The sequence below is a fragment of the Aeromonas sp. sif2416 genome (assembly GCF_019218665.1).
GTDB classification, from domain to species: domain Bacteria; phylum Pseudomonadota; class Gammaproteobacteria; order Enterobacterales; family Aeromonadaceae; genus Aeromonas; species Aeromonas encheleia.
This window is the reverse complement of sequence record NZ_JAHUXC010000001.1, coordinates 365,620-380,971: the sequence shown is the minus strand read 5'-3', so window position 1 is coordinate 380,971 and position 15,352 is coordinate 365,620. Positions and strand designations below refer to the sequence as shown.

13 protein-coding genes are annotated in these 15,352 nt (G+C 62.5%); 9 read left to right on the top strand and 4 right to left on the bottom strand.

What is annotated here, in order from left to right; all coding sequences use genetic code 11:
- Positions 1 to 225: 225 nt before the first annotated feature.
- The 3 genes from KW821_RS01705 to aspS all read right to left on the bottom strand — a co-directional run bounded on the left by KW821_RS01705 (position 226) and on the right by aspS (position 4,753).
- Positions 226 to 1,851 carry a phosphoethanolamine transferase gene (locus KW821_RS01705; RefSeq protein ID WP_218290102.1) on the bottom strand — a complete coding sequence of 542 codons (1,626 nt, stop codon included), beginning with the start codon at positions 1,849 to 1,851 and terminating at the stop codon, positions 226 to 228.
- Between the two features lie 312 nt (positions 1,852 to 2,163).
- Positions 2,164 to 2,904, bottom strand: coding sequence for a YebC/PmpR family DNA-binding transcriptional regulator (locus KW821_RS01700; protein ID WP_042651348.1), 741 nt, complete (start codon positions 2,902 to 2,904; stop codon positions 2,164 to 2,166).
- 70 nt (positions 2,905 to 2,974) lie between these two features.
- Positions 2,975 to 4,753 (bottom strand): aspartate--tRNA ligase, encoded by a 1,779-nt coding sequence (gene aspS, locus KW821_RS01695; protein ID WP_218290100.1) that lies wholly within the window; start codon positions 4,751 to 4,753, stop codon positions 2,975 to 2,977.
- Between the two features lie 433 nt (positions 4,754 to 5,186).
- On the opposite strand from aspS, the gene KW821_RS01690 reads away from it, so the two are divergent.
- The 8 genes from KW821_RS01690 to KW821_RS01655 all read left to right on the top strand — a co-directional run bounded on the left by KW821_RS01690 (position 5,187) and on the right by KW821_RS01655 (position 13,347).
- The gene (locus tag KW821_RS01690; RefSeq protein ID WP_218290098.1) at positions 5,187 to 6,035 is read left to right on the top strand and encodes a DUF72 domain-containing protein; all 849 of its coding nucleotides are present in this window, start codon (positions 5,187 to 5,189) and stop codon (positions 6,033 to 6,035) included.
- Positions 6,036 to 6,451: 416 nt separating this feature from the next.
- Positions 6,452 to 7,195 carry a carboxy-S-adenosyl-L-methionine synthase CmoA gene (gene cmoA / locus KW821_RS01685; RefSeq protein ID WP_218290096.1) on the top strand — a complete coding sequence of 248 codons (744 nt, stop codon included), beginning with the start codon at positions 6,452 to 6,454 and terminating at the stop codon, positions 7,193 to 7,195.
- Positions 7,196 to 7,198: 3 nt separating this feature from the next.
- Entirely contained in the window at positions 7,199 to 8,176 is a 978-nt protein-coding gene (gene cmoB, locus KW821_RS01680) for a tRNA 5-methoxyuridine(34)/uridine 5-oxyacetic acid(34) synthase CmoB (protein ID WP_042651344.1), read from the top strand.
- A gap of 82 nt (positions 8,177 to 8,258) precedes the next feature.
- Entirely contained in the window at positions 8,259 to 9,017 is a 759-nt protein-coding gene (locus tag KW821_RS01675; RefSeq protein WP_197720935.1) for an ATP-dependent zinc protease, read from the top strand.
- Positions 9,018 to 9,020: 3 nt separating this feature from the next.
- Positions 9,021 to 10,559 (top strand): inactive transglutaminase family protein, encoded by a 1,539-nt coding sequence (locus KW821_RS01670; RefSeq protein WP_218290094.1) that lies wholly within the window; start codon positions 9,021 to 9,023, stop codon positions 10,557 to 10,559.
- A 3-nt stretch (positions 10,560 to 10,562) separates the two neighbouring features.
- The gene (locus KW821_RS01665; protein ID WP_042651341.1) at positions 10,563 to 11,528 is read left to right on the top strand and encodes an alpha-L-glutamate ligase-like protein; all 966 of its coding nucleotides are present in this window, start codon (positions 10,563 to 10,565) and stop codon (positions 11,526 to 11,528) included.
- A gap of 336 nt (positions 11,529 to 11,864) precedes the next feature.
- Entirely contained in the window at positions 11,865 to 12,779 is a 915-nt protein-coding gene (locus KW821_RS01660; protein ID WP_042651340.1) for a hydrogen peroxide-inducible genes activator, read from the top strand.
- A 118-nt stretch (positions 12,780 to 12,897) separates the two neighbouring features.
- The gene (locus KW821_RS01655) at positions 12,898 to 13,347 is read left to right on the top strand and encodes a C40 family peptidase (protein ID WP_218290092.1); all 450 of its coding nucleotides are present in this window, start codon (positions 12,898 to 12,900) and stop codon (positions 13,345 to 13,347) included.
- Between the two features lie 59 nt (positions 13,348 to 13,406).
- Here KW821_RS01655 and KW821_RS01650 read toward each other — a convergent pair whose 3' ends face one another.
- Positions 13,407 to 13,700 carry a hypothetical protein gene (locus KW821_RS01650; RefSeq protein ID WP_042651338.1) on the bottom strand — a complete coding sequence of 98 codons (294 nt, stop codon included), beginning with the start codon at positions 13,698 to 13,700 and terminating at the stop codon, positions 13,407 to 13,409.
- A gap of 210 nt (positions 13,701 to 13,910) precedes the next feature.
- On the opposite strand from KW821_RS01650, the gene KW821_RS01645 reads away from it, so the two are divergent.
- A complete protein-coding gene (locus KW821_RS01645; protein ID WP_218290090.1) occupies positions 13,911 to 15,344 on the top strand; it encodes a coniferyl aldehyde dehydrogenase in 1,434 nt (477 codons plus the stop codon).
- Positions 15,345 to 15,352: the final 8 nt, after the last annotated feature.

Here is a 15,352-nt window from a genome sequence, read left to right as displayed (position 1 = left end):
TTGAACAGGCTCGGCTCCGGCCGAGAGACCCGGTTCCGCATAGCCATGTTCCCCGGCACATGGCTGGGAGCGGCAGGCAGTGTTGGAAATAGGCCCGACTTGACCCACCTGACCAGCCGCCCGGCGCCGGCGGCTTATCGCGGTGCCACCATACCCTCCCCTCTTCCCCAATAACAAACGGCAGCCCATCGGCTGCCGTTGCTATTGATGGTTCATCCCGCAGGCTTAGCCCGCGCGGCAGGGCTTGAACAGATCCAGCTTGCCGTCATAGATGCTGGTCTGCACGTCCATGATGCCGAGCATGGAGTGGAACAGGTTGTCGTGGGAGAAGCGCTTGCTGCTCGCCTCCTGGCGCAGGCAATCCTGGTTCAGTTGGCGGTCGCGTTGCAGCTGGGGGGAGAACCAGGTCAGCAGCGGCACCCGGGTCTGATCATCCGGCGCGAACTTGTAGGGGGTGCCGTGCAGGTAGAGCCCCATGGCCCCCAGAGATTCACCGTGATCCGACAGATAGACCAGCCCCACGTTGTATTGGCTCTCCAGGGTCTTGAGCTTGGCGATGAGCTGGGCCAGCACCTTGTCGGTGTAACGGATGGTGTTGTCGTAGGTGTTGACCAGCTCCTCGTTGCTGCAGTTCTCGATGTCGCTGCGCGGGCAGTCCGGCAGGAAGAAGCGATCGGCGGCCGGGTAGCGGCGGTAGTAGGTCGGACCGTGGCTGCCCATCAGGTGGAAGGCCACCAGCTTGTCGCCCTGCTTGCCCTTCATGTCGGCGATCTGCTGATCCAGCCCCTGCAACAGCACCTCGTCATAGCAGGAGTCGCCTTCGCAATAGGTGGGGAACTGCTTGGGCTCGATCTCGATGGTGGGCACCTTGTCGCACACCCCCTTGCAGCCGCCGTCGTTCTCCTTCCACAACACGGAGACACCGGCGTGTTGCAGCACGTCCAGCAGGCCGTCCCTGGACTTGGCCAGGGTCTCGTCGTATTCACGGCGCGTCAGGTTGGAGAACATGCAGGGCACGGAAACCGCGGTAGCGGTGCCACAGGAGCGCACATCCTTGAAGGAGACGAGGTTCGGCTCCTGCTCGGTGAAGCTGTTGGTCTCTTTCTTGTAACCGTTGAGGGAGTAGTTCTGGCTGCGCGCCGTCTCCCCCACCACCAGGAACATCAGGGTCGGCTTGTCGCTCTTGGCCACCACCTTGGCATCGGTTCCCATCGGCTGATAGGGGATCGGGGTGGCGAAGACGATGTCCCGGGCGTAGCGATAGAGGCCGCGCACATAGTTGGCGGGCACTATCTCCTTGACGATGGAGTGGTTGTTGCGCCCGACCGAGGCGTAATCCTGGTAATAGAGGGCGGCGACCCCGACCAGAAACAGCAGAGAGAGGGCGATGCCGCCGAGGCGCATGCCCAGCCCCTTGTACCAGGGCGTCGGGTATTCGATCTTGATCCACAGCAGGCAGAGTACCGGCAGCACGGCGGTCAGCAGGAACCAGAGCATGACGGATGCGTTGAGGTAGGAGGTCGCCTCGCCGCTGTTGGTCTCGATGATGTTCTGCACCATGCCGACATCGAAGATCACCCCGTACTTGAGCATGGCGTAGCTGGCGATGGAGCCGGTCATGATCAGCAGTATGAAGAAGGGTTTGAGCAGATACCTGAAGGTAAACGGCAGGAAGACGGCGTTGAGCGCGGCCATCAGCACAAAGGGGATCGAGAGGGCGAAGCCCGCCTTGACATGCTCAAGGGCGGTGAGAATGCGGTAAAAGTGCAGAAAAATGGGCCAGTTGAAGACCAGTGCAAACAGCAGCACCAGCAACAGGTTGACCTTCATCACTCCCAGGGTGAGACGCATAACGATACTCCGACAAGCCAGTAGATCGGGAGGCCCTGCATGGGGGCTCCGTTTTGAACATCCAGATCACCCGTCTCTCTTCCCGAGCAGACAACAGGGTGATGGGCACAGCGGCCCGGATGCAGGAGAGAGTAAGCAGGCAAACTTAAGCGGGAATTAAGGCTGGAGCAGATTGGATAAAATAAACTCAAACGGGGCCATTCAGACGTAAAAAACGGCAGCCCAGGGCTGCCGTTTCGTGCTCTCGTCGGAGGTGACACCGTGGTGATGCCCCTCCCGGGTTTTCTACCCGGCGATAACGCTACCTGACGATCAGAGCAGTTCTGCCACTTCGTCGGAGATGGAGCCGTTGTGGTACACCTCCTGCACGTCGTCCAGATCTTCGAGCATGTCGATCAGACGCATCAGCTTGGGTGCGGTCTCGGCATCCAGCTCGGCCTCGGTGGAGGGGATCATGGTCACTTCGGCGCTCTCGGGCTTGAAGCCAGCCGCTTCCAGGCCATCCAGCACGGTGCCGAAGTCGTTCGGGGTGGTGTACACCTCGATGGAGCCATCCTCCTCGGTCACCACATCATCGGCACCGGCTTCCAGCGCCGCATCCATCAGGGCATCTTCGTCCACGCCGACGAAGGTGATCAGGCCTTTCTTGCTGAACAGGTAGGCCACTGAGCCGTCGGTGCCCAGGTTGCCACCGCACTTGTTGAAGGCGTGACGCACCTCGGCGACGGTGCGGTTACGGTTGTCGGTCAGGCACTCCACCATCACAGCGGAGCCCGCCGGGCCGTAACCTTCATAGATAATGGTCTCGAGCTGTTCGCCATCGCCACCACCGGCGCCACGCTGGATGGCGCGGTTGATGGTGTCTCGGGTCATGTTGCCGGTCAGGGCTGCCGCCACCGCCGCGCGCAGACGCGGGTTGTTGGCCGGATCCGCGTCACCGATCCGCGCTGAGGTGGTGATTTCACGGATCAACTTGGTGAAGATCTTGCCACGCTTGGCGTCTTGCGCCGCCTTGCGGTGTTTGATGTTGGCCCATTTGCTGTGACCTGCCATAAAAACTCTCCGTTATAATTTTAAATCAATGGGATACGGGCCGCGCAGCGACCCGGTCTTAAGCATGTTCTCAGGCTTTCGCCTCAGCCTCGGCCTTGGCAACGGTGGCGATGGCCAGCTCGGTCAGCTGAGCCTGGTTGGCGAAGCTGGGGGCGTCCGTCATCAGACAGGCGGCGGCCGTGGTTTTCGGGAAGGCGATCACGTCCCGGATGTTGTCGGTACCGGTCAGCAGCATGCTCAGACGATCCAGGCCGAAGGCCAGACCGGCGTGCGGCGGGGTACCGTACTTCAGCGCATCCAGCAGGAAGCCGAACTTGAGGCGTTGCTCGTCCGGGGTGATCCCCAGGATGTCGAACACGGTGGACTGCATCTCGCTGTTGTGGATACGGACAGAACCGCCGCCCACTTCGTAACCGTTGATCACCATGTCGTAGGCGTTGGCATAGGCTTCCAGCGGATTGGCTTTCAGCTCGGTCGGACCCAGATTGCTCGGCGCGGTGAACGGATGGTGCATGGCGGCCAGGCCACCCTCGCTGTCTTCCTCGAACATGGGGAAGTCGATGACCCACAGCGGCTTCCAGCAGTTCTCCACCAGACCCAGATCGCGACCCACCTTCAGGCGCAGGGCGCCGATGGCATCGCACACCACCTTCTTGCTGTCGGCGCCGAAGAAGATGATGTCGCCGTCGGCCGCGCCGGTGCGGGCCAGGATCTCGCGCACGATCTCATCGGAGAGGAACTTGGCGACCGGGGACTGAACGCCCTCGAGGCCGTTGGCCGCGGCGTTGACCTTCATCCAGGCCAACCCCTTGGCGCCATAGATGCCGACAAACTTGGTGTACTCGTCGATCTGCTTGCGGGACAGCTCGGCGCCACCCGGTACCTTCAGGGCCGCCACGCGGCCTTTCGGATCCTTGGCCGGACCGGCAAACACCGCGAACTCGACGTCGGTCAGCAGATCGGCCACGTCGACCAGCTCCATCGGCAGGCGCAGGTCCGGCTTGTCGGAGCCGAAGCGGCGCATGGCCTCGTCGAAGGTCATCACCGGGAAGTCGCCGAGATCCACGGCCAGCACGTGTTGCCACAGCTGGCGGATCATCTCTTCCATCAGCTCGCGCACCTGGGGTGCGGTCATGAAGGAGGTCTCCACGTCGATCTGGGTGAATTCCGGCTGACGGTCGGCCCGCAGGTCTTCATCGCGGAAGCACTTGACGATCTGGTAGTAACGATCGAAGCCGGACATCATCAGCAACTGCTTGAACAGCTGCGGGGACTGCGGCAGGGCGTAGAACTTGCCCTTGTGGACGCGGCTCGGCACCAGGTAGTCACGGGCCCCTTCCGGAGTGGCCTTGGTCAGCATGGGGGTCTCGATGTCGAGGAAGCCCTGCTCGTCCATGAAGCGGCGCACGAAGGCGCTGGCCTTGGCACGGGTCTTCAGGTACTTGGCCATCTCGGGGCGACGCAGATCCAGATAGCGGTACTTGAGGCTGATCTCTTCGCTGTTGGTCTGGTTGAAGTCGAGCGGCAAGGGCTCTGAGCGGTTGATGATGGTCAACTCGTGGCCAAACACCTCGATGGCACCGGTGGCCATGTCGCTGTTGCGCTGGGAGTCGGGGCGGCTACGCACCACGCCGGTCACCTGGATGCAGAACTCACCGCGCAGTTCGGAGGCCAGGGCGAAGGCGTCCGGTTTGTCCGGATCGAAGAATACCTGCACGATCCCTTCCCGGTCGCGCATATCGATAAAGATCAGACCGCCGAGGTCACGACGACGATGGACCCAACCGCACAATGTAATGGTCTGCCCGGCATGGGCCTCATTGACCTGTCCGCAATAGATAGAGCGCATGGACTTCTTCCTTCGAAATTGTAGAGAGACGGTTAACCTTGGGCCGCCGGGCACGACTGGCAAGCACCGTCTGTCTCACAGCTGGCCAGATTCTTGTTCTTACCCGGTTTGAAATCAGTCTCGTACCATCCGGCTCCCCAGAACCGGACCGTTGCCAGCGATGTCGGCGCGACCGGAGGCAACCCGTAGGGGGCCGAAAAGTCGGTGCGAGGGCATCGGCAAGCGTCGTTGTTTGGCAAGTGTATGGTCGCCGCCATCGCCACCTTAGGCGCATGACCCCGAGGGTCACAACAAATTGGCAAACAAAAGGGCTGGCATTATAGAGGAAAACCCCCATTTGGGTAAAATGGCCCGCAGCCTCCTTTGCCCTGTTTTTATCATTCAGGATCAAAAATGAGTGCAAAAAGAGCGAAACCATCACACAGGATCCGTCATGAGCCTCTATTTGGGTCTGCCGCAGTGGTCACACCCGGCCTGGCCCGGTCAGTTACTGGGCATGGGTGCCAAGCCCGCCGACCACCTCGCCCACTATGCCCAAGTCTTCAACACGGTGGAAGGCAATACCACCTTCTACGCCTCGCCGACCCCGGACACGGTGCGACGCTGGAGCGATGCGGTACCGGACAGCTTCCGTTTCAGCTTCAAGTTTCCGCAGACCATCAGCCACCAGAGCGATCTGGTCAGCGTCGACAAGCAAGTGAGCGACTTCATCGCCCTGCTCGGCCCGCTGCACGACAAGCTGGGGCTGCTCAAGCTGCAGCTGCCCGCCCGCTTCGGCCCCGCCGGCCTGCCGCGCCTTGCCGCCTTCTTCCAGCGTTTACCGCAAGACTTTCGCTATGCGCTGGAGGTGCGTCACCCCGACTTCTTCGCCAAGGGCGAGGCGGAGAGGGCCCTGAACCGGTTGCTGATGGAGCAGGGCATCAACCGCATCATGCTCGACAGCCGGCCGCTGTTCTCGGTGCCGGCCAGCACCCCGGCGATGATCGACGCCCAGGGCAAGAAGCCCAGGCTGCCGGTGCACCTGCTCGCCACCGCCGATGCCCCTGTGGTGCGCCTCATCGGCTTGCCGGATCCGGCCGCCAACCACCCCTTCCTGCCGCCCTGGCTGCCCCGCTGGCAACAGTGGCTGGCGGAGGGGAAGGATCTCCACCTCTTTATTCATACCGCCGACAATGCCAGAGCCCCCGAACTGGCGCGTCAGATAAGCCAGTTGCTCGGCCACCCAATGGCGCCCTGGCCAGGGGAAAACGATCGCGCGCGGCAAGGCTCACTGGACTTTTAAGCCGGGCCAAAAAGAGCGGCTGTGTCTTTAGTAGCCAGCCCTTTTCGCTGTCCTCGGCCGGGCGCAAAAAAAGCCGCTTTTTTGTGGTACGGCCGGGCCGCACGTCAAGACAAACGCCGGTCAATCCACTACACTAGCGCCCCATACGAGGGCCCTGGTATTCGTCCGTTGCAATCCGTTGCAACTTGATTACACGGCTCAGAATATGGGCCCGGCTGCCAGTCCGTTGTGACTGATGGCCCGACTCAGAATAAGGGCCAGGACGATGGCCCGTTGCGAACGGAACTGGCCCAAGGGATTTCAAGGCCTGCTACCCGTTCGTCAACCGGTGACGACGCCATCTCGATGCCCGTCTACCCAAGATTCAATTGAACAAAAACAGTCGATTTGTACACCGGCTGTCAGGTTGCGCAGACATGCATACCAAAGATCAGATTTTTGCTGCCCCCATCGCCCGCCTGGGGGATTTTTGTTTTGACGAACAGGTCGTTGACGTGTTCCCCGACATGATCCAGCGATCCGTGCCGGGTTACAGCAACATCATCTCCGCCATCGGCATGATGGCCGCCCGTTACGCCCAGCCAGACAGCCGCCTCTATGACCTCGGCTGCTCCCTCGGCGCCGCCACCCTGGCCATGCGTCGCCACGTGGCGCAACCGGGCTGTAGCATCACCGCGGTCGACCTCTCCCACCCCATGATCGAACGCGCTCGCGCCCACCTCTCCGGCTTCAAGTCCGAGGTGCCGGTGGAGCTGGTCGAGGCGGACATCTGCGACATCGAGATCGAGAACGCCTCAGTGGTGGTGCTCAACTTCACCCTGCAGTTCGTCGAGCCCGAGCAGCGGGCCGCCCTCATCAAACGCATCCACGACGGCCTGCGCCCGGGCGGCATCCTGATCCTGAGCGAGAAGTTCCGCTTCGAGGATGCCCAGGTCAACGAGCTGCTCATCGATCTGCATCTGGATTTCAAGCGGGCCAACGGCTACAGCGAACTGGAGATAAGCCAGAAGCGCAACGCCCTGGAGAACGTGATGCGCACCGACACGCTGGAGGTGCATCGGGCTCGCCTGCGCGCGGCCGGTTTCGTCCATCAGGATCTCTGGTTCCAGTGCTTCAACTTCGGATCCATGATTGCCATCAAAGCCAGCGACGCCAACTAAGCCATGATCGACTTTGCCAACTTCTATCAACTGATCGCCAAGAACCGGCTGAGCCATTGGCTGCATAGCCTGCCCGCCCAGCTGCACGCCTGGCAGCACGACAATCTGCACGGGGATCTGCCGCGCTGGAACCGGGCGCTCAACAAGCTGCCCACGGTCGCCCCCGGCCATATCGAACTGCACAGCCGGGTCGAGATCGGCAGCGATGACAGCCTCAGCGAGGGCGAGCGCAAGAAGACCGAGAGCCTGCTGCGCCAGTTCATGCCCTGGCGCAAGGGACCTTTCCATGTCCACGGCATCCACATCGACACCGAGTGGCGCTCCGACTGGAAGTGGGATCGGGTGCTGCCCCACATCAGCCCCCTGGCCGGCCGCTACGTGCTGGACGTGGGCTGCGGCAGCGGCTACCACCTCTGGCGCATGGTCGGGGAAGGGGCCAAGCTCGCGGTAGGCATCGATCCCAGTCCGCTGTTCCTCTGCCAGTTCGAGGCCATTCGCCACTTCGCCGGCAACGATCAACGGGCCCACCTGTTGCCGCTCGGCATTCAGGAACTGCCCGAACTGCGCGCCTTCGACACCGTCTTCTCCATGGGGGTGCTCTATCACCGCAAGTCCCCCATCGAGCACATCGAACAGCTGCGCAACCAGCTCAAAGACGATGGCGAGCTGGTGCTGGAGACGCTGGTGGTGGATGGCGGGGTCAACGAGGTGCTGGTGCCCACCGACCGCTACGGCAAGATGCGCAACGTCTGGTTCATTCCCTCCAGCGCGGCCCTCAAACTCTGGGTCGAGCGCTGCGGATTCACCGATGTGCGGATAGTGGACGAGAATATGACCAGCACCGACGAACAGCGTCGTACCGACTGGATGATTAATGAATCCCTGAGTGATTACCTGGATCCCGCCGATCCGGCACTCACGGTCGAAGGATACCCGGCACCCAAACGTGCCGTGCTGATCGCCAGGAAGGCCAAAGACTAGCCGATGGCAGCTCAGGAAGTTACACTGACCCAATTCCAGGAAGCACAGTTAAATGAATGACATGAAAAGCAAATTAAAAGGAATGACCCTGCTCTCCCTGCTCAGTCTCGGCGGGTGTGTCAGTATGGAGAAAGCACCCCCTGTCCCGACCCTGACGCTGGCCGAGATTCGCAACGAGATCACCCTGAGCGAACAACGCCTGCAAACATCCATGGAACAGCAACAGAAGCAGTATGTGCAGCAACAGCACCTGCTGGTTCAGCTCAACACCGATGTCACCAACATGAAAGAGTCCGTGAAGAAAGTCGACAGCAAGCTGGCTACCCTGCCACCAGAGCCCCCCAAGCCCATGGCCATCCCGACCGAGAAGTGCCAGGCCCCGAGCCAGGGTCACACCGTCGACGGCAAGCTGCTGGTGGGTGAAGCGGAGTGGATCTGGGTCGATGCCGCCAACGATGCCTTCCAGGCGCGGGTCGATACCGGTGCCACCACCTCCTCCATCAGCGCCCAGGAGATCACCATCTTCGAGCGCAACGGCAAGAACTGGGTGCGCTTCTTCCTGAGCCATCAGGAGATGGACGACAAGATCCAGATCGAGGCCCCGCTGGTACGCCACGTGCGGGTGCGTCAGGCCTCCGCCGACGATCTCGACCGCCGTCCGGTGGTGCGCCTCACGGTGCGCATCGGCGACATGACCGAGAAAGCCGAGTTTACCCTCAAGGATCGCAGCGACATGACCTTCCCTGTGCTGCTGGGCCGTGAATTCCTCAAAGACATCGCCGTGGTCGATGTGGCCCGCGAATATATCCAACCAAAACCCAAGCTCAAGGATGTAAAATAATCCATGGTTTCCCGTAAGCCGTTCTATCTGCTGGTCGCCCTGCTGTACATTGTCGGCCTGGGAATGACGTTTTATCACCATGTCGCGCTGGACGTGCCTTTGACGCCAGGCGAGAAACGTCAGATCTGGTCTATCGAAGCCAAGCTGGAATTCGAGGCCACCGGTGAGCCGGTCATCGCCTCTCTCGCCATTCCGGGCACCCAGCCCGGTTTCACCCTGATGAACGAGAACGCCGCCAGCCCCGGCTACGGCCTCTCCTTCGTCGAGAAAAACGGTGATGCCCGCGCCGAGTGGTCCATCCGCACCGCCTCCGACCGCCAGGAGCTCTACTACCGGGTCGACATGATGGCCGATGCCCATGCCAAACCGGCCGCCAATCCCCAGCCTCCCACCATCGAGAAGCAGATCGAGAGTGAGCCTTACGCCACCGCGATGAAGCAGATCCTGGAGCGGGCGCAGGAGCGTTCCGCCGACGGCTACACCCTGACCCGCGAGATCATCAAGGAGATCGAGAAGCAGGAGCAGAACGCCGAGCTGCTGAAGTCGCACAAGAGCCGTGCCAACCTGATCGCCGAGCTGCTCAACAACGCCAACGTACCGGCCCGGGTGGTACACGCCCTCAGCCTGGAAGATGGCCGTCGTCGCCAGGAGCTGGTGGACTATCTGCAGGTGTTCAACAACCCGACCGACTACAAGCTGTTCAACCCGCAAGATGGCAGCCAGGGCCAGCCGGCCAACCTGCTGCTGTGGGAGTACAACTCGGGCGCCCTGCTGGACGTGACCGGCGGCCACAACTCCCGCGTGACCTTCTCGATGATCGAGCAGGAGCAACCGGTGAACGTGGCGCTGGCGCAGAAGTTCGAGAAGTCCGAGATGATGAACTTCTCCATCCACAGCCTGCCACTGGAAGAGCAGGCCCTGTTCAAGGGGCTGCTGCTGATCCCCATCGGCGTGCTGATGGTGGTGTTCCTGCGGGTCCTGGTGGGGATCAAGACCTCCGGCACCTTCATGCCGGTGCTGATCGCGGTCGCCTTCATCCAGACCTCGCTCATCACAGGTCTGGTGGGCTTCCTGCTGATCGTCGGCACCGGCCTCATCATCCGTTCCTACCTGTCGCGGCTCAACTTGCTGCTGGTGGCCCGAATATCGGCGATCATCATCATGGTGATCTCGATGATCGGCATCTTCTCGGCCTTCGCCTTCAAGCTGGGGCTGACCGACGGCATGAAGATCACCTTCTTCCCGATGATAATCCTCTCCTGGACCATAGAGCGGATGTCCATCCTGTGGGAAGAAGAGGGTCCGAAGGAAGTGGTTCGCCAGGGCGGCGGCTCCCTGCTGGTGGCGGTCATCGCCTACCTGGCCATGGACAACGAGCTGATCCGTCACCTGACCTTCAACTTCCTCGGCCTGCAGCTGGTGCTGATGGCGACCGTGCTGCTGATGGGTAACTACACCGGCTACAAGCTGAGCGAGCTCAAGCGCTTCAAGCCGCTGGTGAACGAGATGAAGTCTGGTCGCACCCCGGGTAAGGACAAGTAACAGATGTGGTTCTGGGAAAAATACACCAGTCCGTGGAGCCTGTCCCAGGCAGGCATCCTCGGCATGAACAAGCGCAACCACTCCTACATCAGCCGTTACAACCCGCGCAGCCTCTATCCGCTGGTGGATGACAAGTTGCAGACCAAACGCATCGCGCTGGACGCGGGCGTGACGGTGCCCGAGCTTATCGGCACCATCCGCGAGCAGCACGATGTGGGCCGGATCACTACCCTGGTCAAGGAGTGGCCGGGCTTCTGCATCAAGCCGGCCCGTGGCTCCGGCGGCAAGGGGATCCTGGTGATCCTGCGCCAGGAAGACGGCCTGTTCTACAAGCCGAACGGCAGCGCCTGCAACGGTCAGGATCTGGAGCGCCATGTCTCCAACATCCTGGCGGGGCTCTACTCGCTGGGTGGCAAGCCCGACGTGGCGCTGGTGGAAGGCCTCATCAACTTCGATGATGTGTTCGACGGCTACTCGTTCGAAGGGGTGCCCGATGCCCGGGTGATCATCTTCAAGGGCTTCCCGGTGATGGCCATGATGCGGCTCTCCACCTCGGCCTCCGATGGCAAGGCGAACCTGCACCAGGGCGCCGTGGGCGTCGGCCTGTGCATCCGCACCGGCCGCGCGCTGCGGGCGGTCCAGTTTGGCAATCCGCTGCGCCACCACCCCGATACCGGCCTCGATCTGTACGATCTCAAGGTGCCCCACTGGGACACCCTGCTGACCCTGGCGGCCTCCTGCTACGAGATGTCGGGGCTTGGCTACATCGGCACCGACATGGTGCTCGACAAGTTCCGCGGCCCCATGCTGCTGGAGCTCAACGCCCGTCCCGGTCTCGCCATCCAGATCGCCAACGGCCGCGGCCTGGTGCCCAACCTCAAGACCATAGAGAAGCTGGGTCAGGTCAAGATGAACGTGGAGCAGCGCGTCAACTTCGCCAAGGATCACTTCGGCATCTTCGATGAGTAGAGCTAGGTAGCCCAGCTGCCCGACTCGCAAAAAACGCGCCCCTGGCGCGTTTTTTTATGGCCGGCGCCCGGGTTCACCCGCGGCCAGTACGTGGCGTTCCGGGAAGGCCGATCGCCATCACATCCCATGGCCGCGCCGCTTCAACGGGGGGCGGGAAGGCGATAAGCTCCGGGGCAGTGGCGCTTAAGGTCGCCATGGGGCCTTGCCTCTTGGCCCTAGCGCTGAGTGACGCAAGCCTCTGCCAGGGGACAGGATGGCGCCTAATGTCGGCGACAAACCGCCCTCCCGATGGTAGATTAATTAAATCAAATAGATAGCAACGATCGGATTCCCCCTATGCAACGTTGGCCCAGCCTGAAACAGCTGCAATATCTGGTCGCTCTCGACGAGCACAAGAACTTCAATCGCGCCGCCAAGGCCTGCCATGTCAGCCAGTCGACCCTGAGCACCGGGATCCAGACCCTGGAGGACATGATGAATCTGCAACTGGTGGAGCGTGACCACAAGAGCTTCATCATGACGCCGGTCGGCATGGAGATAGTCGCCCGGGCGCGCAACCTGCTCTCCGATGCCCGCGATCTGATGGAGCTCGGCCAGCAGCAGGGCGGCGTCATGCACGGCACGGTCCGGCTCGGCTGCATCCCCACCATAGCCCCCTTCCTGCTCAGCAAGCTGCTGCAGGTGTGCGGCAAGGAGTATCCAGATCTGGAGCTGCTGCTGCGGGAAGACACCACCACCAATCTGCTCAAGCAGCTGGAGCAGGGTCAGCTCGACCTGCTCATCCTGGCGTTACCGGTGGAGATTGGCGGCTTTCACAGCAAAACGGTGGGGCTGGATCCCTTCCACATGGTGATGCCATCCAACATGGCGGCGGGCCTGCACATGCCGTTCGATTACAAGGAGCTGCCCAACCAGAGCATCTTCCTGCTGGAGCGGGAGCACTGCCTGACCGAGCACGCGGTGAGCGCCTGCCGGCTGCGGGACAAGAGCAAGATCAACCCGTTCGCCGCCACCAGCCTGCACACCCTGGTGCAGATGGTCGGCGCCGGCCTTGGCACCACCTTCCTGCCGCAGATGGCCATCGACGCCGGCATCCTCGAGAACTCGGATCTGGTGGCCATTCCCCTGCCGGGGGAGAAGCCCTATCGCGAGATCGGTCTGGTGTGGCGCCCCAGCACCACCCGGGTGCAGACCTTCTACAAGATCGCCGAGCTGCTCTCGCCGCTGATCGAGCCCAAGCCGGCGAGCTGAACCGCCGCTGGCCGGTTGCCCATTTTGTGCACCGGCCAGGCCATTTTGTTATCGGCGTTCAGGTTCCAGGCAGAAACACTGGCTATCATGAGTCGCGTGCCCTACCGAAGGAGTCCCGATGTTCCGCACGTTGCTGCTGCCCCTGCTGGTCCTGTTGCTGGCCGCCTGCTCCAGTACGCCCGAGCCAGCCCCCCCTGCCCGCCAGAGCGGTGCCTTCGACGGCTTCTACCAGCAGTGGCGCGGCGTCCCCTATCGCATGGGCGGCACCAATCGCGCCGGCCTCGACTGCTCCGCCTTCACCCAGCTCGCCTACAGCCAGGTGCTGGGCTTCGAGCTGCCCAGAACCACGGAGTCCCAGGCCAATCTGGGTCGGCCGGTGGATCGCTACCGCCTGCAATATGGCGATCTGGTGTTCTTCAAGACCGGCTGGCAGCAGTACCACGTCGGCGTCTACACAGGCGCGGGGGAGTTCATTCACGCCTCCACCAGCAAGGGGGTGATCCGCTCCCGGCTCGATAACGTCTACTGGAACAGCCGCTACTGGCAGGCGCGCCGGCTGACCCAATAGCCAAGCGTCCATAACGAAGAAGGCCCTGACGGGCCTTCTTCGTTTTCGCGTTCAACGACTCAATGCTTGCGGTGCCAGCGCGGCGAGACCGCTTTTTCCCCCCAGGGGGTGACGCAGGGCAGCAGGGCGCCCTCGATCACCCTGTCGCTGCCGGCCAGCGCCTCGGCAATCTTCTGATGCAGCACCTGCAACAGGCGACCCTCCTGCTCCGCCAGGGAGTGACCCGCGGCGAAGAACTCGCGCTGATGTTGCAGTGCCAGCTTCTGGGCAAACTCATAGGTGTTGAAACAGTCAGGCATACGCTCGATCACATCGTCCAGCCGGGTCAACAGGCTGTGCAGTTCCCTTGTCATGTGCGGCTCTCTCTCTGGATGGATAATAAAAACTATCCCTTATTGGATAGCCAGCCAACCTCGGCCCCCTGAAACTGTGGCACTGAACACAGTTCTGGCCACCTCATCCTCTCCCCCTCAACGCAATCCTGGCCCCCTGTTTACAAAGCTGCAACCAGGCAGTACATTTGGACCGACTAATCAGTCGGCCAAATCTTGAGCGGAGCCTCCATGGAAGCGAGACAGTTGCAATCCCCCCCGACCGACAAGTTTGCCCTGGCCGAGCGGCTCATTCGTCTCAAGCAGGCGTACCAGGCTCACCCCATGCCGAGCCACGGCGAGCGCAGCGCTCGGCTGCTGCAACTCAAGCGCAGCCTGCTCGCCCACAAGCAGGGGCTGTGCGACGCCCTGGCCCGGGATTATGGCCGGCGCAGCGACTACGACTCCCTGATCGCCGACATCCTGCCCTGCGTCATGCAGATCAACTACAGCCAGAAGCGGCTCAAGCGCTGGATGAAGCCCCAGCGCCGTCACGCCGGCTTGCTGCTGGCCCCCGCCAGGGTCGAGGTTCACTACCAGCCGCTCGGCGTGGTCGGCATCATGGTGCCCTGGAACTTCCCGGTGATGCTGAGCCTGGGCCCCCTCATCAGCGCCATCGCCGCCGGCAACAGCGCCATGCTCAAGCTCTCCGAGTTCACCCCCCACACCAATGCCGTGCTGCGCACCCTGCTGGCGGAGGTGTTCGATGAACAGCAGCTGACCGTCGTCGAGGGGGATGCCCAGCTGGCGGCCGCCTTCAGCGCCCTGCCCTTCGATCATCTGCTGTTCACCGGCTCGACCGCGGTGGGGCGACAGGTGATGGCGGCGGCGGCCCCCCAGCTCACCCCGCTCACCCTGGAGCTCGGCGGCAAGAGCCCCTGCCTCATCGCCCCCGACATGCCGATGGCCCTGGCGGTGGAGCGGATGATCTTCGGCAAGAGCCTCAACGCCGGCCAGATCTGCGTAGCCCCCGACTATGTGCTGCTGCCACGGGGGCAGGAGCAGTCCTTCATCGAGGCCTACCAGCGCCACTTCAGCCGACTCTATCCCAAGGGACTCGGCAGCCCGGATTACGGCGCCATCATCAATGCCCGCCAGTATGAGCGCCTCACCGCCTGGCTGGCGGAGGCCGAGCAGGCGGGTGCCCAGCTCCATGCCTGCGCCTCCCCCGCCCGGGACGACGCCACCCGGCGGCTGGTGCCCCACCTGCTGACCGAGGTGCCCGGCCATTGCCAGCTGATGCAGCAGGAGATCTTCGGTCCCCTGCTGCCGCTGGTGCCCTACGACAGCCTCGACGAGGCGCTTGCCTACATAGCGGCGCGGCCCCGCCCCCTCGCGCTCTATCTGATGAGCCTGGACCCGGCGCTGCAGTCGCGACTCATCCAGGAGACCCACGCCGGCGGCATGGCCATCAACGAGAGCCTGTTCCAGGTGGCGGCGGACGATGCCCCCTTCGGCGGCATCGGCGCCTCCGGCATGGGGCACTACCACGGCCACGAGGGCTTTCTCACCTTCTCCAAGGCCAAGACGGTGTTGCGCCGTGGCCGGTTCAGCACCGGCGCCCTGATCCACCCCCCTTATCGGCGCTGGTACCAGCGGCTGATGATGGCCCTGTTCCTGCGCTAGGAGAGCCC